21 protein-coding genes are annotated in these 19,516 nt (G+C 67.4%); 3 read left to right on the top strand and 18 right to left on the bottom strand.

Annotated features, from left to right (window positions below; translation table 11 throughout):
* Positions 1-158 precede the first annotated feature (158 nt).
* From AB1Z25_RS03985 to gspG, 16 genes are all read right to left on the bottom strand, one after another.
* A complete protein-coding gene (locus AB1Z25_RS03985) occupies positions 159-1,595 on the bottom strand; it encodes a lytic polysaccharide monooxygenase (RefSeq protein WP_486636602.1) in 1,437 nt (478 codons plus the stop codon).
* A 263-nt stretch (positions 1,596-1,858) separates the two neighbouring features.
* A complete protein-coding gene (locus AB1Z25_RS03980) occupies positions 1,859-3,325 on the bottom strand; it encodes a lytic polysaccharide monooxygenase (protein WP_486636601.1) in 1,467 nt (488 codons plus the stop codon).
* 137 nt (positions 3,326-3,462) lie between these two features.
* Entirely contained in the window at positions 3,463-5,727 is a 2,265-nt protein-coding gene (locus tag AB1Z25_RS03975) for a sensor histidine kinase (RefSeq protein WP_486636600.1), read from the bottom strand.
* 177 nt (positions 5,728-5,904) lie between these two features.
* Positions 5,905-6,594, bottom strand: coding sequence for a response regulator transcription factor (locus AB1Z25_RS03970; RefSeq protein ID WP_227107114.1), 690 nt, complete (start codon positions 6,592-6,594; stop codon positions 5,905-5,907).
* A gap of 241 nt (positions 6,595-6,835) precedes the next feature.
* Entirely contained in the window at positions 6,836-7,294 is a 459-nt protein-coding gene (locus AB1Z25_RS03965; RefSeq protein WP_107798287.1) for a type II secretory pathway, pseudopilin PulG, read from the bottom strand.
* A complete protein-coding gene (locus AB1Z25_RS03960) occupies positions 7,281-7,667 on the bottom strand; it encodes a type II secretion system protein (protein ID WP_107798286.1) in 387 nt (128 codons plus the stop codon). The genes AB1Z25_RS03965 and AB1Z25_RS03960 overlap by 14 nt, the downstream gene beginning before the upstream one ends.
* Positions 7,642-8,118, bottom strand: coding sequence for a type II secretion system protein (locus tag AB1Z25_RS03955; protein WP_107798285.1), 477 nt, complete (start codon positions 8,116-8,118; stop codon positions 7,642-7,644). Before AB1Z25_RS03955 ends, AB1Z25_RS03960 begins: the two co-directional genes overlap by 26 nt.
* A 7-nt stretch (positions 8,119-8,125) precedes the next feature.
* Entirely contained in the window at positions 8,126-9,964 is a 1,839-nt protein-coding gene (locus tag AB1Z25_RS03950) for a secretin N-terminal domain-containing protein (protein WP_486636599.1), read from the bottom strand.
* A gap of 49 nt (positions 9,965-10,013) precedes the next feature.
* Complete coding sequence (locus AB1Z25_RS03945) at positions 10,014-10,457, bottom strand: hypothetical protein (protein WP_486636598.1); 444 nt, start codon at positions 10,455-10,457, stop codon at positions 10,014-10,016.
* A complete protein-coding gene (locus tag AB1Z25_RS03940; protein ID WP_486636597.1) occupies positions 10,454-11,032 on the bottom strand; it encodes a GspMb/PilO family protein in 579 nt (192 codons plus the stop codon). Before AB1Z25_RS03940 ends, AB1Z25_RS03945 begins: the two co-directional genes overlap by 4 nt.
* An 8-nt stretch (positions 11,033-11,040) precedes the next feature.
* Positions 11,041-11,574, bottom strand: coding sequence for a hypothetical protein (locus AB1Z25_RS03935; RefSeq protein ID WP_486636596.1), 534 nt, complete (start codon positions 11,572-11,574; stop codon positions 11,041-11,043).
* Positions 11,562-12,281, bottom strand: a complete 720-nt coding sequence (locus AB1Z25_RS03930) for a hypothetical protein (RefSeq protein WP_486636595.1) — start codon at positions 12,279-12,281, stop codon at positions 11,562-11,564. Before AB1Z25_RS03930 ends, AB1Z25_RS03935 begins: the two co-directional genes overlap by 13 nt.
* Before the next feature lie 7 nt (positions 12,282-12,288).
* Positions 12,289-13,869 (bottom strand): GspE/PulE family protein, encoded by a 1,581-nt coding sequence (locus AB1Z25_RS03925; protein ID WP_253313863.1) that lies wholly within the window; start codon positions 13,867-13,869, stop codon positions 12,289-12,291.
* A 9-nt stretch (positions 13,870-13,878) separates the two neighbouring features.
* A complete protein-coding gene (locus tag AB1Z25_RS03920; protein WP_486636594.1) occupies positions 13,879-15,060 on the bottom strand; it encodes a type II secretion system F family protein in 1,182 nt (393 codons plus the stop codon).
* 1 nt (position 15,061) lies between these two features.
* Positions 15,062-15,529 carry a transglycosylase SLT domain-containing protein gene (locus AB1Z25_RS03915; protein ID WP_107798278.1) on the bottom strand — a complete coding sequence of 156 codons (468 nt, stop codon included), beginning with the start codon at positions 15,527-15,529 and terminating at the stop codon, positions 15,062-15,064.
* Positions 15,519-15,947 carry a type II secretion system major pseudopilin GspG gene (gene gspG, locus AB1Z25_RS03910; protein WP_107798277.1) on the bottom strand — a complete coding sequence of 143 codons (429 nt, stop codon included), beginning with the start codon at positions 15,945-15,947 and terminating at the stop codon, positions 15,519-15,521. The genes AB1Z25_RS03915 and gspG overlap by 11 nt, the downstream gene beginning before the upstream one ends.
* Before the next feature lie 337 nt (positions 15,948-16,284).
* On the opposite strand from gspG, the gene AB1Z25_RS03905 reads away from it, so the two are divergent.
* The 3 genes from AB1Z25_RS03905 to AB1Z25_RS03895 all read left to right on the top strand — a co-directional run bounded on the left by AB1Z25_RS03905 (position 16,285) and on the right by AB1Z25_RS03895 (position 18,101).
* Positions 16,285-16,947, top strand: a complete 663-nt coding sequence (locus AB1Z25_RS03905; RefSeq protein ID WP_107798276.1) for a cytochrome b — start codon at positions 16,285-16,287, stop codon at positions 16,945-16,947.
* 99 nt (positions 16,948-17,046) lie between these two features.
* A complete protein-coding gene (sodC, locus tag AB1Z25_RS03900; RefSeq protein ID WP_253313860.1) occupies positions 17,047-17,559 on the top strand; it encodes a superoxide dismutase [Cu-Zn] SodC in 513 nt (170 codons plus the stop codon).
* An 89-nt stretch (positions 17,560-17,648) separates the two neighbouring features.
* Entirely contained in the window at positions 17,649-18,101 is a 453-nt protein-coding gene (locus tag AB1Z25_RS03895; RefSeq protein ID WP_107798274.1) for a DUF4442 domain-containing protein, read from the top strand.
* A gap of 11 nt (positions 18,102-18,112) precedes the next feature.
* Here the strand turns inward: AB1Z25_RS03895 and AB1Z25_RS03890 are convergent, their stop codons facing one another.
* Together AB1Z25_RS03890 and AB1Z25_RS03885 are read right to left on the bottom strand one after the other, a co-directional pair.
* A complete protein-coding gene (locus tag AB1Z25_RS03890; RefSeq protein ID WP_107798273.1) occupies positions 18,113-18,541 on the bottom strand; it encodes a hypothetical protein in 429 nt (142 codons plus the stop codon).
* Positions 18,538-19,476 carry a Nudix family hydrolase gene (locus tag AB1Z25_RS03885; RefSeq protein WP_486636593.1) on the bottom strand — a complete coding sequence of 313 codons (939 nt, stop codon included), beginning with the start codon at positions 19,474-19,476 and terminating at the stop codon, positions 18,538-18,540. The genes AB1Z25_RS03890 and AB1Z25_RS03885 overlap by 4 nt, the downstream gene beginning before the upstream one ends.
* Between the last annotated feature and the right edge of the window lie 40 nt (positions 19,477-19,516).

Below are 19,516 nucleotides of genomic sequence, written 5' to 3'. Positions count from 1 at the left end.
ACAATTTGCTCACGCCACAGACAAGGTGCTTGATGTAGCGCTTGGCCGAACGCCCGCCTTGCTCAATGAACAATTAAAAAAGCCCCTTGCTCCAAGAGGCAAGGGGCTTTCATTTCCAGCCGGCGGCGCGCGGCCGCCGGCCGGATCAGACGCTTAGTTTAAAGCGGCGCCCACAGTGCGGGCTGCGAAGCCGGCGTCCAGCCTGCGCCTTCCCAAGCGGTATGCGGCTGCAAGCAGCGGTATTGCTTGGCTTCGAAGACGACGACCTGGCCGGCCTTGTAGCTTGCGCCTTCTTTCCAGACATCGCCCTCCAACGGCGGCGTGGGGCCGCTGTCGTCGGCCTTGACCGTCAGCGCATGCGCTGCGGTTTTCTCGCCCTTGCTGTTGCTGACCTTGACCTTGAAGCTGTAGGCAGTGTCCTGCTCCAGCGCCGGCGCCTTGAAATTGAGCGTGGCGGCGTTGAGCGCCAGGCCGGCGATCTTGGGCGTCACTTCCCACAGGTAGTTCAGATTGGTGCCGGAAGCGGCCGCGGCGGACAAGCTGACGTTGGCGCCGCTGTTGACGCTGGCCGGGCCGCTGACCGTGACATTCCCCGGCGCGATTTCATCCGGCGGCGGCTTGGTGCCTCCGTTATTCTGGTCGATGGCGAAACTCACCTGCTTATTGCGGCCAAACACCTGGTTTTCGGTGGCGCTGAATTGCGGCGTGATGTCCGAACCGATCAGCTTGCCCACCTTGACCACGCTGGAGCTTTGATTGACCTTGGTGGCCAACGCATGCATCCATTGCTCCGGCTTTTCCTGACCAGCCTGCACCACGATGCTGTGCTTTTCCAGGTCGCCGCTGCGCACTTTATCGAATACGCGCAAGGTCAGCGTGACGCCGGTGTTGACCTGGCCGCCTTCCAGCGCGCCGCTGGCCTTCCATTCGATATTGTTGGCCACCACGTCCACGTCGGAGCAGGCGTAGAAGGCTTCGGCGTTATCACTCGGATCACGCTGCCAAACGCTGTACACCACGCGCTTGCCGGTCAGCTCCGCCGGAATCTGCACCTCCAGCTTGGTGATGCTGCCGCTTTCTGGACGCGGCAGGGGACCGCTATTGCCAATCTCTTTCAGGTCTCTCCAGCGCAAACCCTGCTCCGGCTTATAGTCATCTGTGCTGATATAGGTCTTGAAGTAGCTGGAGATGTGGCCTGCGGTTTGCTTGTATTCGAACACGGCCTTGCCTTGGGCGTCCGGGGTCACCGTGGTGACGCGTCCTTTGAAATCGGCCGCATCCAGCTCTTTCCAGTCGATCTTGCCGCCGGCGCACAGCAGGCCGTCTTCGACCTTCTCTTTATGGTTGCTTTTCACGCCGCCCTGCACATTGGACATCCAGTTGCTGCTCAGCGATGCGATCTTGCCGCAGCTGGCATAAGTCGGGTTGCCCCACGGGGTATCGAAGGTGGCGCAGGCGTATTCGCGGCTGGGCGGGTTCACCATGGAGCCATGGGCGCTGGCGGTGGACGGGACAATGGCCATCAGGGAGGCGGCGATCTGGCTCAGGGCCAACACGGGCAGGACGAGCTTGCCGGCGGTGCGAGGTGCGGTCATGTTCTAAAACCTTGATCTTAAGGGTTGGGTTGCCGCCCTCCCTGGCCGCCGTCGGCCGAGGAAGGGCTTGCCCGCATTGTTCCAAACCCTTGCCCGCCGCCCAATCATTCTCAATAAAAGCTAAAGTTCAGCGATTTTTAATCAATATCGGCCATCAAACGGCAAAAGCCCGGCAGGCTTACGCCTGCCGGGCAGACCCCAAAACCGGGTCTTAAACCTGCGTCCAGCTGGGGCTCAGCCTGAAACGCGCGGCCATCCGGACATTACTTACCCTTGCACTGGCCATGCATGTCGGTCGAGCTTACCGGACGCCATACGCCCCACTGGCCGCCCGTGCCCGGCTTTTCGCCTTGGGTCCACCATCCGTTCATCCATTCCTCGCCCTGATATGTCACTTTGGCGCAAGGCTGGGCATAGGTCTTGGCCGCGTCCCAGGCACCGGCTACCGGCGGCTTGCCGCCTTCATCCTTGGCCTTGACCTCCAGCTTGTGCTCGGCGTTCTTGCTGCCCAGCGCATTGCTGACTTTGACCGTGAAGTTATAGCTGGTGTCCTGCTTAGGCTCCGGCGCCTTGAAATTGAGGGTGGCGGCGTTCAGCGTCAGGCCGGCGATGCTGGGCGACACCGTCCACCGGTATTTCAGGTTGGTGCCGGCGGCGGCTTGGGCCGACAGGCTGACCATATCGCCGCTGTTGACGCTGCTCTGGCCCTTGACGGTGACCTTGCCCGGCGCGATCTCGTCCACCGGCGGCTTGCCGCCCTCATCCGATTGTTCCAAGGCAAAGCTGTATTCCTTGCCCAGACCGAACACGGTGTTGCCGGTGGCGTTCTTGACCGGCACCACTTGGCCGTTTTGCAATTGGCCCACCTTGACCACGCTGGATTTGGCGTTGACCGCGGTGGCCAGCGCATAGGTCCAGTCTTTGGCCGCGGTTTGACCGGCGGCGATCTTGATCGAATGCTTTTCAAGATCCCCGCCGCGCAGCTTGTCGAAAACGCGCAGGGAGATGGTGGAGTCGGGCTTGGCCTCGAACGGGCTGGAGACCAAGGCGCCCAGCGGTTTGAAGTCCGCGCTGTTGGCCACGATGTTCACGTCGGAACAGCTGTAGAAGGCCTCGCCGCTGTCGCTGCGCTGCCATACGTTGTAGATCACGCGCTTGCCCTGCATGCCGGCCGGAATCTTGACGTTCAGCTTGGTCTTTTCGCTGGGCGCCACCGCGCCGGAATCGCCGATCAGTTGCAGGTCATTCCACTGCAGCGGACGCGTGAAATCATAGGAGTCATTGCTGATATAGGATTTGAAATAGGCGGTCTGGTGCTGGGCGGTCTGATGATAGGTCATCGTGTATTTGCCGTCCGGTCCCGGTTGGATGGTGGTGGCCGGCCAGTCGACGGCCGCATCCAGGCCACCGAAGGTTCCGGCATTGCCTCCCGCGCACAATTGGCCATTAGGCACCACTTGCTGGTGATTACTGCTGGCGTCGCCCTGGCGCACGCTGTTCCAGTCATAGATGGCTTGCGAGCCGCCAATTTTTTTGACCGCCTGGCATCCCGTGGTTTTTGGATTCTCCGGATTATCGGAGCCATGACAATATTTAATGCGGCTGATCGGCTCTTCCATCGAGCCATGGGCGGAGGCGGCGGCCGGGGCCAGCAGCATCAGGGAAGCGGCGATCTGGCTCAGTACCAGCGCGGGCAGAGCGAACTTGCCTGCGGAGCGGGGTGCGGTCATTGTTGAAACCTTAAATTAAGGGGTTGGGTGACAGCCCTCTCCAGCCGCCATCGGCTGGGAAGGGCTTACCCGCATTGTTCCAAACCCTGGTGCGGCCCCCAATCAATCTCAACAGAAGCTCAAGCCGGCGGCCGCGCCTAGCGCTCTCCTCCCTCGCTCTCCACCCACGGCGCCAGCAGCAGAAATTCGCTGCCCAGCCGGCTTCTGGATTTGACCTCGACGCGGCCGCCGTGGGCCTGCATCACGGCCTTGACGAAGGGCAGGCCCAGGCCGGCGCCGTCGCGGCGGCCTTCATCCACCTGATAGAACGGCTCGAATAGCCGCGGCAAGGCGTGTTCCGGAATGCCTATGCCCTGGTCCACCACGCTGATGCCGGCCATGTCCCCCCAGCGCGCCAGCCGCAGCACGATGTGGCTGCCGGCCGGCGAGTACTTGACGGCGTTGTCCAGCACATTGACCACGGCGCGCAGCAGCATGTCGTAATGGCCGCGCACCCACAGCGCTTCCATCGCCTCCGGGCCGTGCAGCACGATGCGCTTTTGGCGGGCGCCGGCCTCGATCTGGTCCATCGCGTCTTCGGCCAGATCGGCCAAGGCCACCGGCAGAAAGCCGGCCGGGTCCAGTTGCTCGGCGCGGGAGAGGCGCATGAAGTCCTGCGCCACGCGCAGGCTGTAGTTCACTTGCCGGCGCAGATCGTTGAAGAATTGGTCCTGCCGCGGCCCGGTCTCGCCGCCGCGCTGTTCTATCATCGCCAGCATGGTGGTCAGCGGATTGCGCAGATCGTGCGCCATCTGCCGCAGCACGCGCCGGTCGCCGGACACGCTGGCCTTGACGCTTTGCAGGTCGACCAGGCTGATCAGACTGCTGGACAGGCCGTCGCACAGTTCCGGACAGGGCGTGACCAGCAACATGTGTTCGCCCTGGCTGCTGCGCACTTCCTCCACGCCGATGTTGCCGCTGTGAAGCGCTTTTTCTCGCGCCCGCCCGGCCAGGCCCAGCACCCAGGCTTCGGCCTCCTCCGGCGCGCCTTGCTCGCACAGCAGCTTGCGCGCCGCCTGGTTGCTGAGGATGATTTTGCCGCCCTGCTCGAAGAAGATCGGATAGGGCAGCATATTGAGCACGCTGACGTAGGAGTTTTGCCAGGCGCGCATCTGCCGCATCAGCCGTTCGATTTCGTCGGCGCCGGACTCGGACTCCTGGCCGCGCAGCGGCAGGTCCATGCCGGCTTCGCGCAAGCTCTGCCGCATCGCCTCCATTTCCTGCCGCAGCAGGAGATGAGTCTTGGTCTGCCAGCGCCAGGCGCAGCCGGCGTAGATCAGCAAGCCGCCTGTCAGCGGCGAACTGACCGGAATCCAGATCTGGGTTTGCAACAACAAGAGGGTGGACGTCAGCCAGCAGCCGCCCAGCCACAGCCAGGCGCGGCCGTGCATGCGCGCCGGCGGCGCCAGCAGGCAGACCAGCAGCAGGCCGAACATGAGGCCGAAGTTGACCAGCAGCTTGTACGGGGCGGCCAGCAGGGTGACCGGCCCGTGGTTCATCAGGGTCTGGGTTTGCAAGGCCAGGATCTGGCTGCGGGTATGGCCTTCGCGGTCCAGCGGGTAACGGTTGGAGCGCAGGCCCTTGAACGGGTCCAGCGCCAGATGGCCGACAAAGACGATCTTGTTGTGAAACGCCTGCCGCGGCACCGCGCCGGTCAGCACGTCCAGCATCGAATACTGCTGGATGCGGTGGTGGGCCGGCAACACCAGCAGCCAGCCGTCGGCTTGCGGCGCGCAACGCCGCCAGAACGCGGTCAGACAGCGGGTGTTTTCCCGCGGCGGCAGTTCATAGCCGGCGACGCGGATGGCTTCCATCACCATATGCGGCGCCAGCTTCCGGCCATGTTGCTTGTAGGGGACGATGCCGGTGACCACGCTGCGGTCCCCTATCAAGAGGTCGCGGTGCCCCAGCCCGGCCGCGGCGGCGTAAACGGCGGAGGGCTCGGGACCGTCCCGCCCCGGCGCGGCGGGGGCGTCGGGCGGCAAGGCCAGCACCACGCGGCCGTGGCGCCGGATGGCGTTCGCCAGCATGCCTTCGTCCCGGCGCGACAGCAGGTTCATGTTCAGCGCCACGCTGTCGGCCTGCTCCAGTCTTTGCAGCAGCACGGCGTAGAGCACGTTGCCGTTGACTTCCTCATGGCCCAGCGCCTGCACCGTGGCCTGGTCGACATTGACGAGCACGACATCGTGTTCGTCGTCTTCGGTCTGCAAGGCGGAGAGCAGTTCGAAGTACAGCCGGTCCAGCGAGTGGAACAAGGCGTCCTGGTTGGGGATGGCGAACACCACCAGCAGCAGGACGAAGGCGATCAGAAAGCGCGCGTCGTGCCGGTGTCCGCGCCGGAACGCTTGGCAAAGCCATTTCATAAGACGGCCCAAGCGCGACAAAAGGACGCGGCCGGCCGAGCCGGCGCCTCATTCAAGGAGCAGCTCAAGGCGAGACCGGCCGAAGCCCTTGGGCGCGCATGCGGGAAATGCGGGCTCGGGAGACGGCCGTCGATGCGCAATGCCAGAGTCAACGCGCAGCGGGTTGCAAGCGGGTCCTCAGACCCGCTCCAGCCGGTAACCGTAGTTGTACACGGTGGAGATCACCATGCCGTTGCGCGGCCGCAGGCCCAGCGCCGAGCGCAGATTGCTGACATAGGTGGCCAGGCTGGCGTCGTATTTGCGGTCCGCCTGGCCCCAGATGCGCTGGCTGAGAAAGTCCTTGGTCAGGATGCGGCCCAGGTTGCGGAACAGCAGCGTGGCCAACGCGAATTCCCGCGCCGGCAGCGTGGCGGCCTTGCCGCCGGGCAAGCTGACGCTGCGCGCTTCCGGATGGAAGGTGTAGCCGCCGGCCTCGAACGAGGCCTCCGGATTGCCCAGCCGCTGCTGCTTGCGAAACTGGGCGTTCAGCCGCGCCAGCAGCTCGCGCTCGCGGATCGGTTTTTGCAGATAGTCGTCGGCGCCGTGCTCCAGCGCCAATACGATGTCTTCTTCGTCGTCGCGCTGGGTCACCATCAGGATGGGCAGCGCCGACGGCAGCTTGGCGCGCGCCCATTTGAGCACCTCGACGCCGTTTCGGCCCGGCACCTCCCAATCCAGCAGCATCGCGTCGCAGCGCTGCTGTCGGAATTGGGCGACGAACTGGTCGCCGTCGGCACAGGCGACGGCTTGATGGCCATATTGTTCCAGCAGCTTGACCACGCTGGCGGTTTGGAGCGGACAGTCTTCTAAAATAGCAACAATCATCATATGCGTTTCGGTTGAAAGCGACGGACTCGCGGCGGGAGCGGAAGCGGCGCGGCTGCGGGCGCAAAAGCGTTGGAAAGCCGCTGTCATCGGTCGCCAAAGAGGGTGATTCTTACGGAAGCATGGTCCGGGAATCTATAGGAGTACTCCTAACTTTCTCAATAATTCCTAAATTAATCCGGATGCATTGAGCCGAAACAAAACACAAATCATGCCTTTAGAATAAATCCGCCCGCCGCCGGCCTCACGGCGCGGCCGGCGCCAGGAACACCCATTGCCGATAGCTGCCCTTGTCTGCGAAATCGCCCAGCTCCGCGGCGAAGCCCCGCTGCTTCAAGGGCCGGCCTTCCGCCAGGCTGTGCACGCCGACGATGCCGCCGTCCGCGCCCTTGATCAGCCCCCATTCCGGCTTGCCCGTAAGCGGATCGGCGTAGAGGCGGCGCAGGTGGCGGCGGGTGAAGGGCACGCGTTCATCCTTGAGCAGGGCGTCCAGCGTTTTGGGATAGGCCGGCGCGGGGCCGGAACGATGGTAGGAAGCGATGGCGCGCTGCAATTGCAGGCCGATGTGCAGCAGCTCTTCTTCCTTGTCGCCTTGTTGTTGCCGGCTCCAGGCGCCGGCCGCCGCGCCCAGGGCCGCGCTCATGGCCAGCACCAGCGTCAGCGCCCCCAGATAGGCCAGCCCGCGCTGCTTACCAGCTGCCATAGCGGCTGCCGTCCAGGCCGGTTCCCGGCGCGCCGCTGGCCACGTCGCCGACGCCGCCCTCCTCCGCCGGTTTGGCTTGCCAGCCGTCGCGCCGGCCGGCGATGGGATCGAGCGGCAGTTCGCGCAGATAGCGGCCGGCCACCAGTTCTTGCAAGGCGGCCGGATTGGCGCCGTGGTCGGCGCGGTAGTCGTCTATCGCCTGACGCAGCGCGGCCAGATTGTGGCGCAGCACGGTTTCGCGGGCGCGGTCCTGCTGTTTGAAATAGTTGGGGCCGATCAGGGCCATCAGCGCGCCGATGATGCTCATCACCACCAGCAGCTCGATCAGGGTGAAGCCGCGCGCCGCTTCACCATTGTTGGTAGGGTATGCCATTGATGCCCTTTCTGAGGCTCTTGGAACGGATGTCGTATACGTCGCCGCCGGAGGCGAAGGCTTCCGCCGAGCTGTCGTAGCCGCGCGTGTCCCAGCTCGCCGCCGGGTCCGCGCCGTCGCAGCTTTCGCACATCGGATCCGCCGGCAGACGGCGCAGAAAATAGAGCTTGCCGCCGGCGGCGTCGCTCTTGTCCGGCACGCCGTCCACCAGGCTGGCGAGGCTGGGCGGATAGCCGCTCCGATCCGGAGAAGCGTCTATCTTCTTGTCCGTCACCGCCTGCCGGTAGGCGTCGATGGCCGTGCGGATCTGGCGCAGGCTGTGGCGCAGCTCGGCCTCCTGGGCCCGCCGTCTGGCCAGTTCGCTCAGCGGCAGGCTGGCGCTCAGCAACAGCGCCAACAGGGTGAGCGCGGCCAGCGTCTCGATCAGGGTGAAACCGGTTTGACGCGGCATAAGCACCTCAGGGCGCGGCCAGCGGGCTGTCCAGCGCCGGCGCGGAAGCGTCCCGCGCGAGCGCGGCGGCGGGCGGCTGCGCCTCGGTCCGCAGCGGTTCCACGCTCAGCCGGCTTTCGGTGCCGGAATGGAAATAGCTGTTGGAGGCGGCCGGCAGGTCCAGCGCCCGTTCTATGCGCGGGGTCAGCAGCAGGATCAGCTCGGTGTTTTCGACGCCGCGCTTCTGGCTGCCGAACAGGCCGCCCAGCCAGCTCAGGGTGCTGAGACCGGGCAGGCCGCTGCTGCTGCGGTCGTGCTGCTGTTTGACCAGGCCGGCCAGCACCTGGGTTTCGCCGTCGCGCGCGGTCATCACGGTTTCGGCGTTGCGGGTGCTCATCGGGTAGACGGTGCCGCCGCCGGCGGTCTTGACTTCGCTCTTGAGGTTGCTGACTTCCATATTGACCTTGACGCTGACCTCGTTGCTGAGGCTGATCCGCGGCTCCACTTGCAGGATCAGGCCGACGTCCTGGTAGTTGACCGATTCCGTCACCACGCCGTTGGCGTTGGTGGTGGTGACCACCGGCACTTTCTCGCCTATCTTGATGCTGGCCTTTTCCATATTGCGCACGCGGATCTTGGGGTTGGCCAGCACCTTGGTCTTGCCCTGCCTTTGCAGCAGTTTGATCGCCGCGCCCAGATCGCCGCCGTTGCTGCCGCCGACGCCGATGCCGTCGCGGTTCAGGCCCAGCAGATCCCCCACCGTCACCCTGTCCGAGCCCTCTTTCGGCAGCACCGAAAACCGCAGTTCCGCCGGATAGTCGACGCCGACGTCGAGCACGTCGTTGGTGTTCACTTCCAGCACTTGCACGTCCATGGTGACTTCGGACTGGGCGATGTCCAGGCTGGCCACCAGCCGCTCTATCACCGCCATCACTTCCGGCGTGTCGCGCACGATCACCGCATTGGTGCGCTCGTCCAGATGCACGTTCTTGGGCGAGCTGATCTGGCGCAGCGCGGCCAGCACCTGGCTGGCGTTGGCCTGGCTCAGGTAGAAGGCGCGGGTCATAAGCTCCCGGTATTCCTTGGCTTTTTCCGAGCGCGCCGGATAAATCAGCATGCTGTGCCGGCTGAGCACTTTTTTCTCCAGCTGATGGGTGCGCAGCAGCAGATTGATGGCGTCTTCCGCCGTGGTCCGGCTGGCGACGATGCTGGCCGGGGCGGCGACGGGCACTTCCGGATCGAACACGAAATCGATGCCGGCCAATTGCGAGATGGCGTCGAAGATGCTGGAAATCGGCTGAACCTTGAAGTTCAGCGTCACCGGCTGGCGCAACGCCTCGGCCAGGCTGGGACGCGCGTCGCGGCGGGCGGCCTCCCGGCTTTGCAGCTCGTCACGCAAGGCTTGCGCCTGCCGGTAACCGGGCTGCTCCTGCAGGATGCGGCCCAGCCGCTCCAAAGCCTCTTGCGGGCGCTGCGCGCCGATCTCGGCGGCGGCGTCCAGCTCCAGTTTCAGCCGCAGCCGGCGCTCCAGCTGCCGTTTCAGCTGCTGGGCGCGCATATGTTCCGGCGCCAGCGCCAGCAGCCGGCTCACCTCCGCCAGCGCGGCCGCGTCGTCGCCGGCGTCCATCTTGGTCTTGGCCGCCCGCAAGGCCTCCTCCGCCAGCGCCGCGCTCTTGGCCACGACGTTTTTGCGGCGTTCCACATCGTCGGGCTTCTGCCGCAAGGCGGTTTCGGCCGCGCGCAATTGTTCTTCCGCGCCGGGCTGATCGGCCGGGCCGAAGATTTTCTTGACCGGTCCGGGCAGCGCGCATCCGCCCAGGGTCAAACCGAGGGCGAGGGCCAGCAGTGTGGGTTTGCAATGTTTCATGATGCCTAATGCCTGGTGAAAACGGCGTCGTCGCGGTGGCGGCGACGCCTCAGTGAGCCAATGGAGTCAGCGGGATCGAGTGCTCCCGCCCTTCGGCGTCCAACAGCAGCGCGCGCTCCGCCTCCAGGGCCTTGAACGTGTATTGCTCCGTCAGCCGGGCGCCCGGCTGCAGCGCATTGGGCGTCTTGCAGCCGACGCAGAGCAGGTAGCTGCGCGCCCGGCCTTCCAGCACCACCACGCGCTGGCCGTCCTGCCGCCATTCGCCCACGGCGCTGAACGGCGGCGGCGCGGCTTCCAGCGGCGGCGGCGGCAAGGGCGCCGCCAAGACCGGAGCGGCGTCCGCCGCCGGGACGACGGGCTTGGCCTCTTCGCGCAGCGACGCCCAGCTCTGGACCGGAAACAGGTCGACGCCGTCGGCCCGCGGCTCTTGCGCCTGGGCCAAGGCCGCCCAGGCCAGCGCGAGGCCGCTCAGCCAATGGGCCCGCCGCCTCATTGTCCGGCTCCCAGCAGGCTGAAGCGCATGCGCATGCTCAAGGTCGCGGCATCGGTTCGCGCCCGGTCCAGCGTCAGCGCCTCCAAGCGCAACAGCGGCTGCGCCGTCAGCGCGCCCAGCGCCGCCTTCAGTTCCGGATAGCGCCCGCTGGCGCTCAGTTCCACCGAGACGCGGCGCAGCGCGCCGCCGGCTTCCGCCTCTTCGCGATAACTGGCCTCATGCACGCTCAGGCCGGACTGGCGCAGCTGCTCCAGCAAGGCCAGCTTGCGCGGGGCCAGCGCCAGCCGCAGCTGGGCCTGCCATTGCCGCTCGCGCCCCGCCGTCGCCGGCAAGGCGGGCGTCGGCGCGCTCAATTGCTGACGGCGCTGTTGCAAATCCGCCTGCCGCGTCTCTTGCTCCAGCGCGCCGAAGACCAACAGCAGACAGCAGGCCGCCAGCGACAGCCGGCCGCCTCGCCCCAGCCGGCAGGCCAGCGTCTGCCGATGCCAGCGCAGCCGGGCCCGCCAATGACTTCCGCCGCCGGCCGGCCGGCCGCCGCGTTTAAAGGCCGCCAGCCGGCGGCCGGTGTCTCGCATCCAGGCCCTCATCGCTCAGCCACCTGCACCGTGGCCAGCACCGCCTGATTGGGATCGCCGGGCTTAAGCCCGTGCCGCAGCAGCCGCGCCCGACCATGGCCGGACGACTGGTTCAGCCTCTCGACGAAATGGAACAATTCCCGCACGTCCGCCGCGCTCAGTTCCAGCCGGGCCTGCTTGCCCGCGCCCTCAAGATGCAGGGACAAGATGCCCAGCCGCGGCGACCAGGCTTGTTCTATCGCCCGCAGCAGCGCCGGGCGCAGCCGGGTTTGATCGTCGCCCTGGACCAGCAGCAACGCCTGGGCCTTGCTCGCCTCCGGCGAGGCGGCCTGGGCGCGGCGCTGTTCGCGCTCGCGCAGAAACCGCTGTTGCTCCTGCCGCCGCTCCCAGGCCGCGGTGTCCTCCGCCAACCGTTCCAACTCCCACTGCCGCCAGCCCAGCGCCGCCAGCAGCATCAACAAAAGCATGGCGGCGACGCCGGCCAGCGGCGCGCTCGCCTCGGGACGGCTGAAGTCCAGACCGCGGGCGTTCAGGCGGCGCATGGCTGGCTCGCAAGCAGGGGATGGGCAAAGCCCAGCCAACGCGCCCGCGCCGCCGGCGGCTGTGCCGGGTCATGGGTCGCGCACCAATCGTAGTCGCCGCCGGGCTCGCGGCCGCACAGCGCCTCCGCCGCCGCCACGCCCTCGGCCGCGCTCTGTCCCGGCGCCAGCGCCAGGGTGATCAGATCCTCCCAGCCGCGCTCGCCGCGCCACAGGCAGGTGACGGCCCCGGCCTCCGCCAACACCAGCGCGTCCGACGCCAACGCGCGCGGATGGGCTTGCAGGCAGGACGACAGCAGATCGCGGCAGCCGGCCAAGCGCCAGCCGGCCGCCCGCGCCGCCGCGCTCAAATCGGCCAGCAGCGGGGCCTGGGCGGCGAAGGCCAGCCGCGCCGCGCCGTAAGCCGCCGGCGCCAGGCGAATGTCCAGTTCGCCCGCGACGCCGCGCTCGCGCAGCAGACCCCGCGCATAGGCGCGCCACTGGGCGCGCTGCCCGGACAAGCCGTCTTGCCACGGCAAGAGCTGGCTGTGCGCCCACGGATAGCCCAAGAGCAGCCGCACGCGGTTGCGCCAGGCCGGACGCCGGCGCGCGGCCCCGCCCAGCAGCATGGCCAGCGCCTCCGCCGGTTTGCCGTGATGGCGGCAACGCCGCGGCTGGGCCGGGGCGCCGGCCGGCGGCAGCAAGGTCGCCAGTTCGGCGTCGATCAACACGGTTCTGTCATTCCATGGCCACGGCACGGCTGACCTCCTGATAGGTGGTGAGTCCGCGCGCCACCGCCTCGAGGGCGGCGTCGCGCAGCGATTGATAATCGGCGCATTGCGCCAGCGCCTGCTGGCGCTTCTGCGGCGAGCGCTCCAGCAGCGCTTCCTTGAGCCGGCTGTCCAGGCGCAGCACTTCCGCCAGCGCGATGCGGCCGTGGAAGCCGCCGCCGCGGCAGTGCTCGCAACCGGCGCCGGCGCAGGCGACGCACAGCCGGCGCACCAGGCGCTGCGACACCACGCCGTTGAGCGCTTCCAGGAAAGTGGCCGCTTCCACGCCCATGTAGAGAAAGCGGTCTATCACGCTGAAGGCGTCGTTGGCGTGCACCGAGGACAGCACGCGGTGGCCGGTCAGCGCGGACTGCACCGCGATGGCCGCGGTTTCGGCGTCGCGGATCTCGCCCACCAGAATGGTGTCCGGATCGTGGCGCAGGATGGAGCGCAGACCGCGGGCGAAGGTCAGGCCCTTTTTCTCATTGACCGGGATTTGCAGAATGCCGGCCATCTCGTACTCCACCGGGTCTTCGATGGTGATGATCTTTTCCTCGCCGGTATTGATCTCCGCCAGCGCGCCGTACAAGGTGGTGGATTTGCCGCTGCCGGTGGGCCCGGTGATCAGGGTCAGGCCGTAGGGCAGTTGCGCCAGCGCGCGCACGCGGCGCGCGGTTTCGCCGTGAAAGCCCAGGCTGTCCAGGTTCAGGCTGTCGCCGCGCTGGGATTTGTCCAGCAGGCGCAGCACCGCGTTTTCGCCGTGGGCGCCCGGCATGATGGACACGCGGAAGTCCACTTCGCGGCCTTGCAGCGCCACCTTGAAGCGGCCGTCCTGCGGCACGCGCTTTTCCGCGATGTCCAGGCTGGACAGCACTTTCAGCCGCGACATGGTCTGGCTGGCCGCCAACTGCCCCGGCACCTTGCGTATGGCCTGCATCACGCCGTCGATGCGGTAGCGTATCTGCAGCCCGTCGTCGCGGGACTCCAGGTGGATGTCGCTGGCGCGGCTTTGCAGCGCGTCGTACAAGGTCATGTTGACCAGGCGGATCACCGGGCTTTCGTCCTTGGCCAGGCTGGTCAGCGAGATAGACTCCACCGCCTTGGCCAGGCTGTCCTCGGCCAGGTCCACCGCCGCGCCGTCCATCACCCGCTCGCGGGCCTCGGCCTGTTTCAGCCAGGCGTCGGCCACGCCGGGCAGGCTGAGGGCGAAGCGCTGGCCGCGGCCCAGCAGTCGGTTTTGCAGGCCGAGACGCGCGTCCAGCCGCAGCGGTTCGGCCAGCAGCAGGTACAATTCGCCCCGCCACTCCAGCGGCGCCGCCCGGCAGGACAGCGCTTCCGGCAGCGGCAGCAGATCGAAGCGCGCCGCCGCCTCCCCCACCTGGGCCTCGCTCAGCGCGGCCAGGCCCAGCAGCCGCGCCGCCTGCGGCAGGCTGGCCGGCTCGCGCTCCAGCTGCCGGTTCAGCAGCTCGGCCATCGGCAGGTCTTCCTCTCCGCTCTCGCGCCGCCATTGCCAGCCGGCCGTCGTCGTCGGGTCCATCAATGCTCGCATCACGTCTCCTCAGCCCATGCCGCCGGCCAGTTCGAATATCGGCATATACAGCAGGGCGACGATCAGGCCGACCAGGCCGCCCACCGCCAACATCAGAATCGGCTCGAACACTTTGCTGAACACCTCGATCGCCTGATCCAGCGCGCCGTCGTGGAACTGGGCGATGCGCTCGCACATGCCGCCCAGATCGCCGCTTTGTTCGCCGACGCGCAATAAGCGCTCCGCCACCGCCGTGGTCAGTTGGTGGCGCGCCAGGGTGTCCGCCACCGGCCGGCCGGCGTGCAACTCCTCCAGCGCGCGCGCCAAGCGCTGCGCGTAGGCGTCCGGCAACAGCCCCGCGGACAAGTCGAAGGCCGGCAAGGCCGGCGTGCCGCCGGCGATCAATAAGCCGGCGGTGCGGTAAAAGCGCGCCAGCACGAACAGGCGCGCTACATCCCGCAGCCGGGGCAGCGTCCACAACAAGCTCAGCAGCGCGCGCTGGGTTCGCCGGGCGCGCAGCAGCAGGCACAGCGCCGTCAGGCCGACGGCCAGGCCCGCGCCCAGCAAGCCGCCGTGAGCCTGGACCAGGCGCGCCCACCACAGCATGGCGACGGCGCTGGCCGGCAGTTCGCGCAGCGATTCGAACACCACGGCGAAACGGGGAATCACGAAGAACAGCATGAACAGCAGAATGCCGAAGCCGACGGAGAGCACCAGCGCCGGATAGACCAGGGCGCCGGTCACCCGCTTGCGGATGGCGACGATGCGCAGCTCGTAATACTGATAGCGCTTCAGCGCCGCCGGCAGCTGGCCGCTGCCTTCGGACGCGGCCACGGTGGCCGCCAGCAAGGCCGGGAAGGCTTCCGGCTGGGCCTCCATCGCGCGCGACAGCGGCTGGCCCTGGTACAGCGCTTGCAATAGCCGGTCCAGCACGCCCTGCAAGGCCTTGTCGCCGCCGCCGGCCTTGTCGCGCAGCGCTTCCAGCGCCTCGATCAGCGCCAGGCCGGCCTCCAGCAACGCCGACAGCTCCTGCAGCAGCAAGCCCAGCGCCGCGCCCTTGAGCGCGCCCTCCGCGCCGGCCTCGCGCCTCGCCTCCAGCACCAGGCCGTCGTCCGCGCCCAGTTGGGCCCGCGCGGCGGCCTCGTTGTCCGCCCGCACCAGGCGCGTCCTCACCTCGCCCTGAGCCAGGACGCTGATCCGGTAGGCCGCCATCTCAGCCCCTCGCCTCGCGCTCGGCGCGCAATTGCAGATACTGCCGCCACACCTTGTCCACATAGCGCTTGCGCGCGCCTTCGCGCGTCGCCGCGCCGCCGGCGTTGTAAGCGCCCACCGCGCGCCAGGTGTAGCCGTAGCGCGCGATGAAGTCCGCCAGGATGGACGCGCCCACCTGTATGCTCAAACAGGGCTCGTCCAGCAGGCGCTGACGCGTGATGCCGCGCTTGGCCAGCCCCGGCAGATGAAGGCTGTTGATCTGCATCAGGCCGATGTCGTGGCTGCCGTCCTTGTTGTAGTTGACGGCGCGCGGATTCAGCGCCGATTCCACCTTGGCGATGGAATACAGCAGCAGCGGATCCACCCGGTGGCGCGCGCCGGCCTCGCGCCAGCAATTGGCCGCCGCCTGCGCGCCGTCGGCCAGCGCGGCGCAGGCGGCCAGCAGCGGCAGCAGTCCCTTACAGCGCATGGACCAGTTCACCGTCGCCTCCCGCCCGCCCGGCCTCGCCCAGGGATACGATCTCAGCCTCGCTCTCGCCGCCGGGCACCCGCCATTGATACGGCCGGCCCCAGGCGTCCATCGGCACATCCTTGGCCAGATAGGGCCCATGCCAGCCGGCCACGCCAGGCGGCGCCTTCAGCAGCGCGCCCAGCCCCTGCTCCGCGCTGGGATAGCCGCCAACGTCCAGCCGGTATTGCGCCAAGGCGTCGCCCAGGGTTTTCATTTGCGCCTGGGTGGCCTTGACCTTGGCCTTGTCCACCTGGGAAAACAGCTTGGGCCCGACATAACCGGCCAAGAGGGCGATGATCAGCAGCACCACCAGCAATTCCAGCAGCGTGAAGCCGCCTTGTCCGGCGGAGCGCCGTCTAGCGTTCATCGTCGTCATAAGATTCGCTTGTCCAAAAAACCGCGCCGCAAGAGCGTGCGCTGGAAGATATAAGCGGCGTCCGCGCCGGACCCCGGCAGGGACGGCGACGGTTCCGCCCCTTGCCAGCGCATGCTCACACGGGGCTTTCGCCGTTCTCAATATTTCTGAAAGGAATCTAAAACGACCGCGGCGGGGCCTGACGGCCGGCGCCGGGAAGGGCGTCCGGCGGCGCGGACGGGCGGCTTGAGAATGGTTTCAGAATCATGGCGCCGTCGCCGGCGGCGGCGCTTGAATAGCGTTTTTAATCGAACGCGCCGCGGGCATCCGTCCCAGCGGCCGCGCCTTGGAGAAACGCATGCCCTCTTCCGCCCCGGCCGCCAACCCTGGCTATCCGCGTCTGCAAATCCTGTTTCACTGGCTGAGCGTGCTCTTGATGGCCGCCCTGGCGCTGGCCGGCGGCTTGCGTCACCTGCTGGCCGGCCACGCCGTCGCCGACATGCGCAGCGTGATGATCGTGCACATAGGCTGCGGCATGGCCCTGCTGTTCCTGACCCTGCTGCGCGCCGCCACGCGGCTGGCCGGTCCGGCGCTGCCGCCGCTGGCCGGCAGCAGCCGCGCGCAGCGCGCCTGCGCCCATGCCGCCCATCTGGCCATCTACGGCCTCATTCTGGCGTCCTGCCTGCTGGGCTGGATCATCGTCAACGCCAAGGGGCTGGCGATCCCGATGCCGCTGCTGGGCTTCGACTTCCCGCGCCTGGTCGCGGCCGACCCGGCCCTGGTCGCCGCGACGGTGGGCCTGCACGAATGGCTGGGCTGGATCTTCTACGGTCTGCTCGCCGTCCACATCGCCGCCGCCGTCTGGCACCATGTCGCGCTGAAGGACGACACGCTGCGGCGCATGAGCTGGCGGCGGCCGGCGCCGGCGGCGGCTCCCGCCGCGGCCGACTGCCACCGTTGCTCGCCGGACACCCTGGCGCAGAACGAGGAACTGACGTCCGCGGACCGGCTGGCCTCCTGACGCGCGCCCGCCCCACCCGAACAGCCAGGCTCCGGCCTGGAACCGGGATGGCACAATCGAGGTCTTGACTGTTCCCCCGCCTATACGGAGAACCTACCCATGTTACGTCCCCTATCCGCCGTCTTGTGCTGTCTGCCCGCGCTGGCCCTGGCGCAAAGCGTGGAGCTGTCCTTCGTCGACGCCAAGGGCGACGCCGGCCCGGCCGGCAGCGTCCTGATCGAGGACACGCCCTACGGCGCGCTGTTGACGCCCAAGCTTGAAAAACTGCCGCCCGGCGTGCACGGTTTCCACGTCCATGAAAAACCCTCTTGCGCGCCGTCCGTCGGCGCCAACGGCGCGGTCACGCCGGCCGGCGCCGCCGGTGGCCACTGGGACCCGGACAAGACCGGCGCGCACGCCGGCCCTTACGGCCGCGGCCACAAGGGCGATCTGCCGGCGCTGTACGTGGGCGCCGACGGCAAGGCGAGTTATCCGGTGCTGGCGCCGCGGCTGAAAGCGGCGGACTTCTCCGGCCACGCGCTGATGGTGCACGCCGGCGGCGACAATCACAGCGATCATCCGCAGCCCTTGGGCGGCGGCGGCGCGCGCATGGCCTGCGGCGTGGTCGAATAAACCGTACTCGGCAAGGAAAAACCGGCGCGATTGACAAGGCCGGTTTTTTTATTGACGATGACAGAATTCAAACGACCGTTTCAACCGAGATGAAACCACCCGCCTGGCTGTTCCGATTCCTGCTCAATCTGTGGCCGCCCTTCCTGGGCGCCGGCATCCGCGTCAAACGGCTGGCCGCCGATTTCAGCGATATCGAAGTGCGGCTGAAACTGGGCTTCAGCAACCGCAACTATGTCGGCACCCATTTCGGCGGCAGCCTGTACGCGATGACCGATCCCTTCTTCATGCTGATGCTGATGCACCAACTGGGGCGGGACTACTATGTGTGGGACAAGAGCGGCAGCATCGACTACGTCAAGCCGGGCCGCGGCACGGTGAGCGCGCGCTTCCGGCTGGCGCCGGGCATGCTGGAGGACATCAGGCTGCGCACCGCCTCGGGCGACAAATACCTGCCGCAATTGCAGGTGGACATCGTCGATCAACAGAACGAGCTGGTGGCGAGGGTGTTCAAGACGCTGTACATCAAACGCAAGAAGAAATGAGGCGCCGCGCTTCAGCGCGCGGAAAACGCCAGCAGGTAGCGCTTGCCGTCCAGACTCAGGACGGCCAGCCAGTCGCGGCTGCCGCTGACGCACAGCGGCAGCGTCACCGTCGCCTTCCAGTCCGCGCCGTCGCGCACAAAGGTGTAACGGTTGAAGCCCATGTCCATGTCGGCCATATTGAACTCCACCTGCGGCGCTTCCCGCGCCGCGACGCCCTGCAAGCGGATTTCAAACGGTCTGCCGTGCTGCGGCGGCGAGGCGAAACGCCAGACGCCGCCGCCCGGCAGGGCGCAGCTCGCCTGGCCGGCGACGCAGGCCAAGGGCGACGGCTTGACCGCTTGCCGCTCGCTGTACCAGCGGTAAATCAGGCCGAACTTGATACAGGCCAGCAGCAGCAAAACGCCGCCCAGCGCCAGCCATTTACGCTGTTTGGCCGTCATCGCCAAGCCCCCCGCATCAGCGCCACCCCATGCGCGCCGTGGCGGCGGGCGGCCTCCAGATCATCCATGCTCATGCCGCCCAGCGCGTAGACCGGCGTCGGCGCGCCGTCCGCCAGACAAAGCCGGAAACCGTCCCAGCCCAAGGGCGCCGCGCCGGGATGGCTGGCGGTGGCGGCCACATGGCCGAGCAAGGCGTAATCCAGCCCCAGTTCACCTATCCGCGCCACCTGCGCCGCCTCGTGCGCCGAGGCGCCCACCCAGGCGAACGCCGGGCGCTCCTTCAGCGAGGCCAGCCGCGCCGCATTCAGATGCACGCCGTCCACCGGCCATTCCGCCGCCCAGGCCGGATCGGCGTTGACCATCAGCTTGCCGCCGCGCTCATGGACGATGGCCGCCGCCTTGGCGACGAAATCGGCGAGCTCGGCGCGCGCCATCTGCGGCTCGCGCACCTGCACCATGCCCCAGGCCGGCCCCTGCTCCAGCCGCCGCAATTGGGCGTCCACGCCGATTTCGTGCGCGCAGGTGATCGCGTAGGCCGCCGGCAATTCCAGCGATTTGAGAATGGGCCCGTTGGCCGGCAGCATGGGCTGCACCGTGCAAGCGCCTGGCTTCTGCCAGGCGAAGCTTTGGCCTTCCCGCGGCTGCGGCTCGCCGCGCCAGGACCAGACCCGGAAGAAACGCAGCCGCACCGAGGCGTGCTCATAATGATGGACCTTGCTCAGCCACGGCGTCGCGGCCAGCGTTTCAATGCCCATTTCCTCGTAGAGTTCGCGCGCCAGCGCCTGTTCGCCGCTTTCGCCCGGCTCCACCTTGCCGCCGGGAAACTCCCAGTAACCGGCGTAAGGCTTGCCCTCCGGCCGGCTGCCCAGCATGAAACTGCCGTCCGGCCGCATCAGCGCGCCGGCCACTACCTCGATGATCTTGCTGTCGCTCATTGCTTGGTCTTGCCCGGTGAATATCGTTCCGGCTCTCCGC

The sequence above is a fragment of the Chromobacterium sp. HL1 genome, from assembly GCF_057418835.1.
The sequence above is the reverse complement of the archived record's forward strand: the minus strand, read 5'-3'. Positions and strand labels throughout refer to the sequence as shown.

Coding starts and splice junctions, on each gene's coding strand:
- AB1Z25_RS03920 (WP_486636594.1), bottom strand. CDS start 15,060: ATGGCGGCCTACCGGATCAGCGTCCTGGCTCAGGGCGAGGTGAGGACG.
- AB1Z25_RS03975 (WP_486636600.1), bottom strand. CDS start 5,727: ATGAAATGGCTTTGCCAAGCGTTCCGGCGCGGACACCGGCACGACGCG.
- AB1Z25_RS03905 (WP_107798276.1), top strand. CDS start 16,285: ATGCCCTCTTCCGCCCCGGCCGCCAACCCTGGCTATCCGCGTCTGCAA.
- AB1Z25_RS03965 (WP_107798287.1), bottom strand. CDS start 7,294: ATGGCAGCTGGTAAGCAGCGCGGGCTGGCCTATCTGGGGGCGCTGACG.
- AB1Z25_RS03925 (WP_253313863.1), bottom strand. CDS start 13,869: ATGCGAGCATTGATGGACCCGACGACGACGGCCGGCTGGCAATGGCGG.
- AB1Z25_RS03940 (WP_486636597.1), bottom strand. CDS start 11,032: ATGCGAGACACCGGCCGCCGGCTGGCGGCCTTTAAACGCGGCGGCCGG.
- AB1Z25_RS03970 (WP_227107114.1), bottom strand. CDS start 6,594: ATGATGATTGTTGCTATTTTAGAAGACTGTCCGCTCCAAACCGCCAGC.
- AB1Z25_RS03980 (WP_486636601.1), bottom strand. CDS start 3,325: ATGACCGCACCCCGCTCCGCAGGCAAGTTCGCTCTGCCCGCGCTGGTA.
- AB1Z25_RS03960 (WP_107798286.1), bottom strand. CDS start 7,667: ATGGCATACCCTACCAACAATGGTGAAGCGGCGCGCGGCTTCACCCTG.
- AB1Z25_RS03950 (WP_486636599.1), bottom strand. CDS start 9,964: ATGAAACATTGCAAACCCACACTGCTGGCCCTCGCCCTCGGTTTGACC.
- AB1Z25_RS03895 (WP_107798274.1), top strand. CDS start 17,649: ATGAAACCACCCGCCTGGCTGTTCCGATTCCTGCTCAATCTGTGGCCG.
- gspG (WP_107798277.1), bottom strand. CDS start 15,947: ATGACGACGATGAACGCTAGACGGCGCTCCGCCGGACAAGGCGGCTTC.
- AB1Z25_RS03935 (WP_486636596.1), bottom strand. CDS start 11,574: ATGCGCCGCCTGAACGCCCGCGGTCTGGACTTCAGCCGTCCCGAGGCG.
- sodC (WP_253313860.1), top strand. CDS start 17,047: ATGTTACGTCCCCTATCCGCCGTCTTGTGCTGTCTGCCCGCGCTGGCC.
- AB1Z25_RS03985 (WP_486636602.1), bottom strand. CDS start 1,595: ATGACCGCACCTCGCACCGCCGGCAAGCTCGTCCTGCCCGTGTTGGCC.
- AB1Z25_RS03885 (WP_486636593.1), bottom strand. CDS start 19,476: ATGAGCGACAGCAAGATCATCGAGGTAGTGGCCGGCGCGCTGATGCGG.
- AB1Z25_RS03915 (WP_107798278.1), bottom strand. CDS start 15,529: ATGCGCTGTAAGGGACTGCTGCCGCTGCTGGCCGCCTGCGCCGCGCTG.
- AB1Z25_RS03955 (WP_107798285.1), bottom strand. CDS start 8,118: ATGCCGCGTCAAACCGGTTTCACCCTGATCGAGACGCTGGCCGCGCTC.
- AB1Z25_RS03890 (WP_107798273.1), bottom strand. CDS start 18,541: ATGACGGCCAAACAGCGTAAATGGCTGGCGCTGGGCGGCGTTTTGCTG.
- AB1Z25_RS03945 (WP_486636598.1), bottom strand. CDS start 10,457: ATGAGGCGGCGGGCCCATTGGCTGAGCGGCCTCGCGCTGGCCTGGGCG.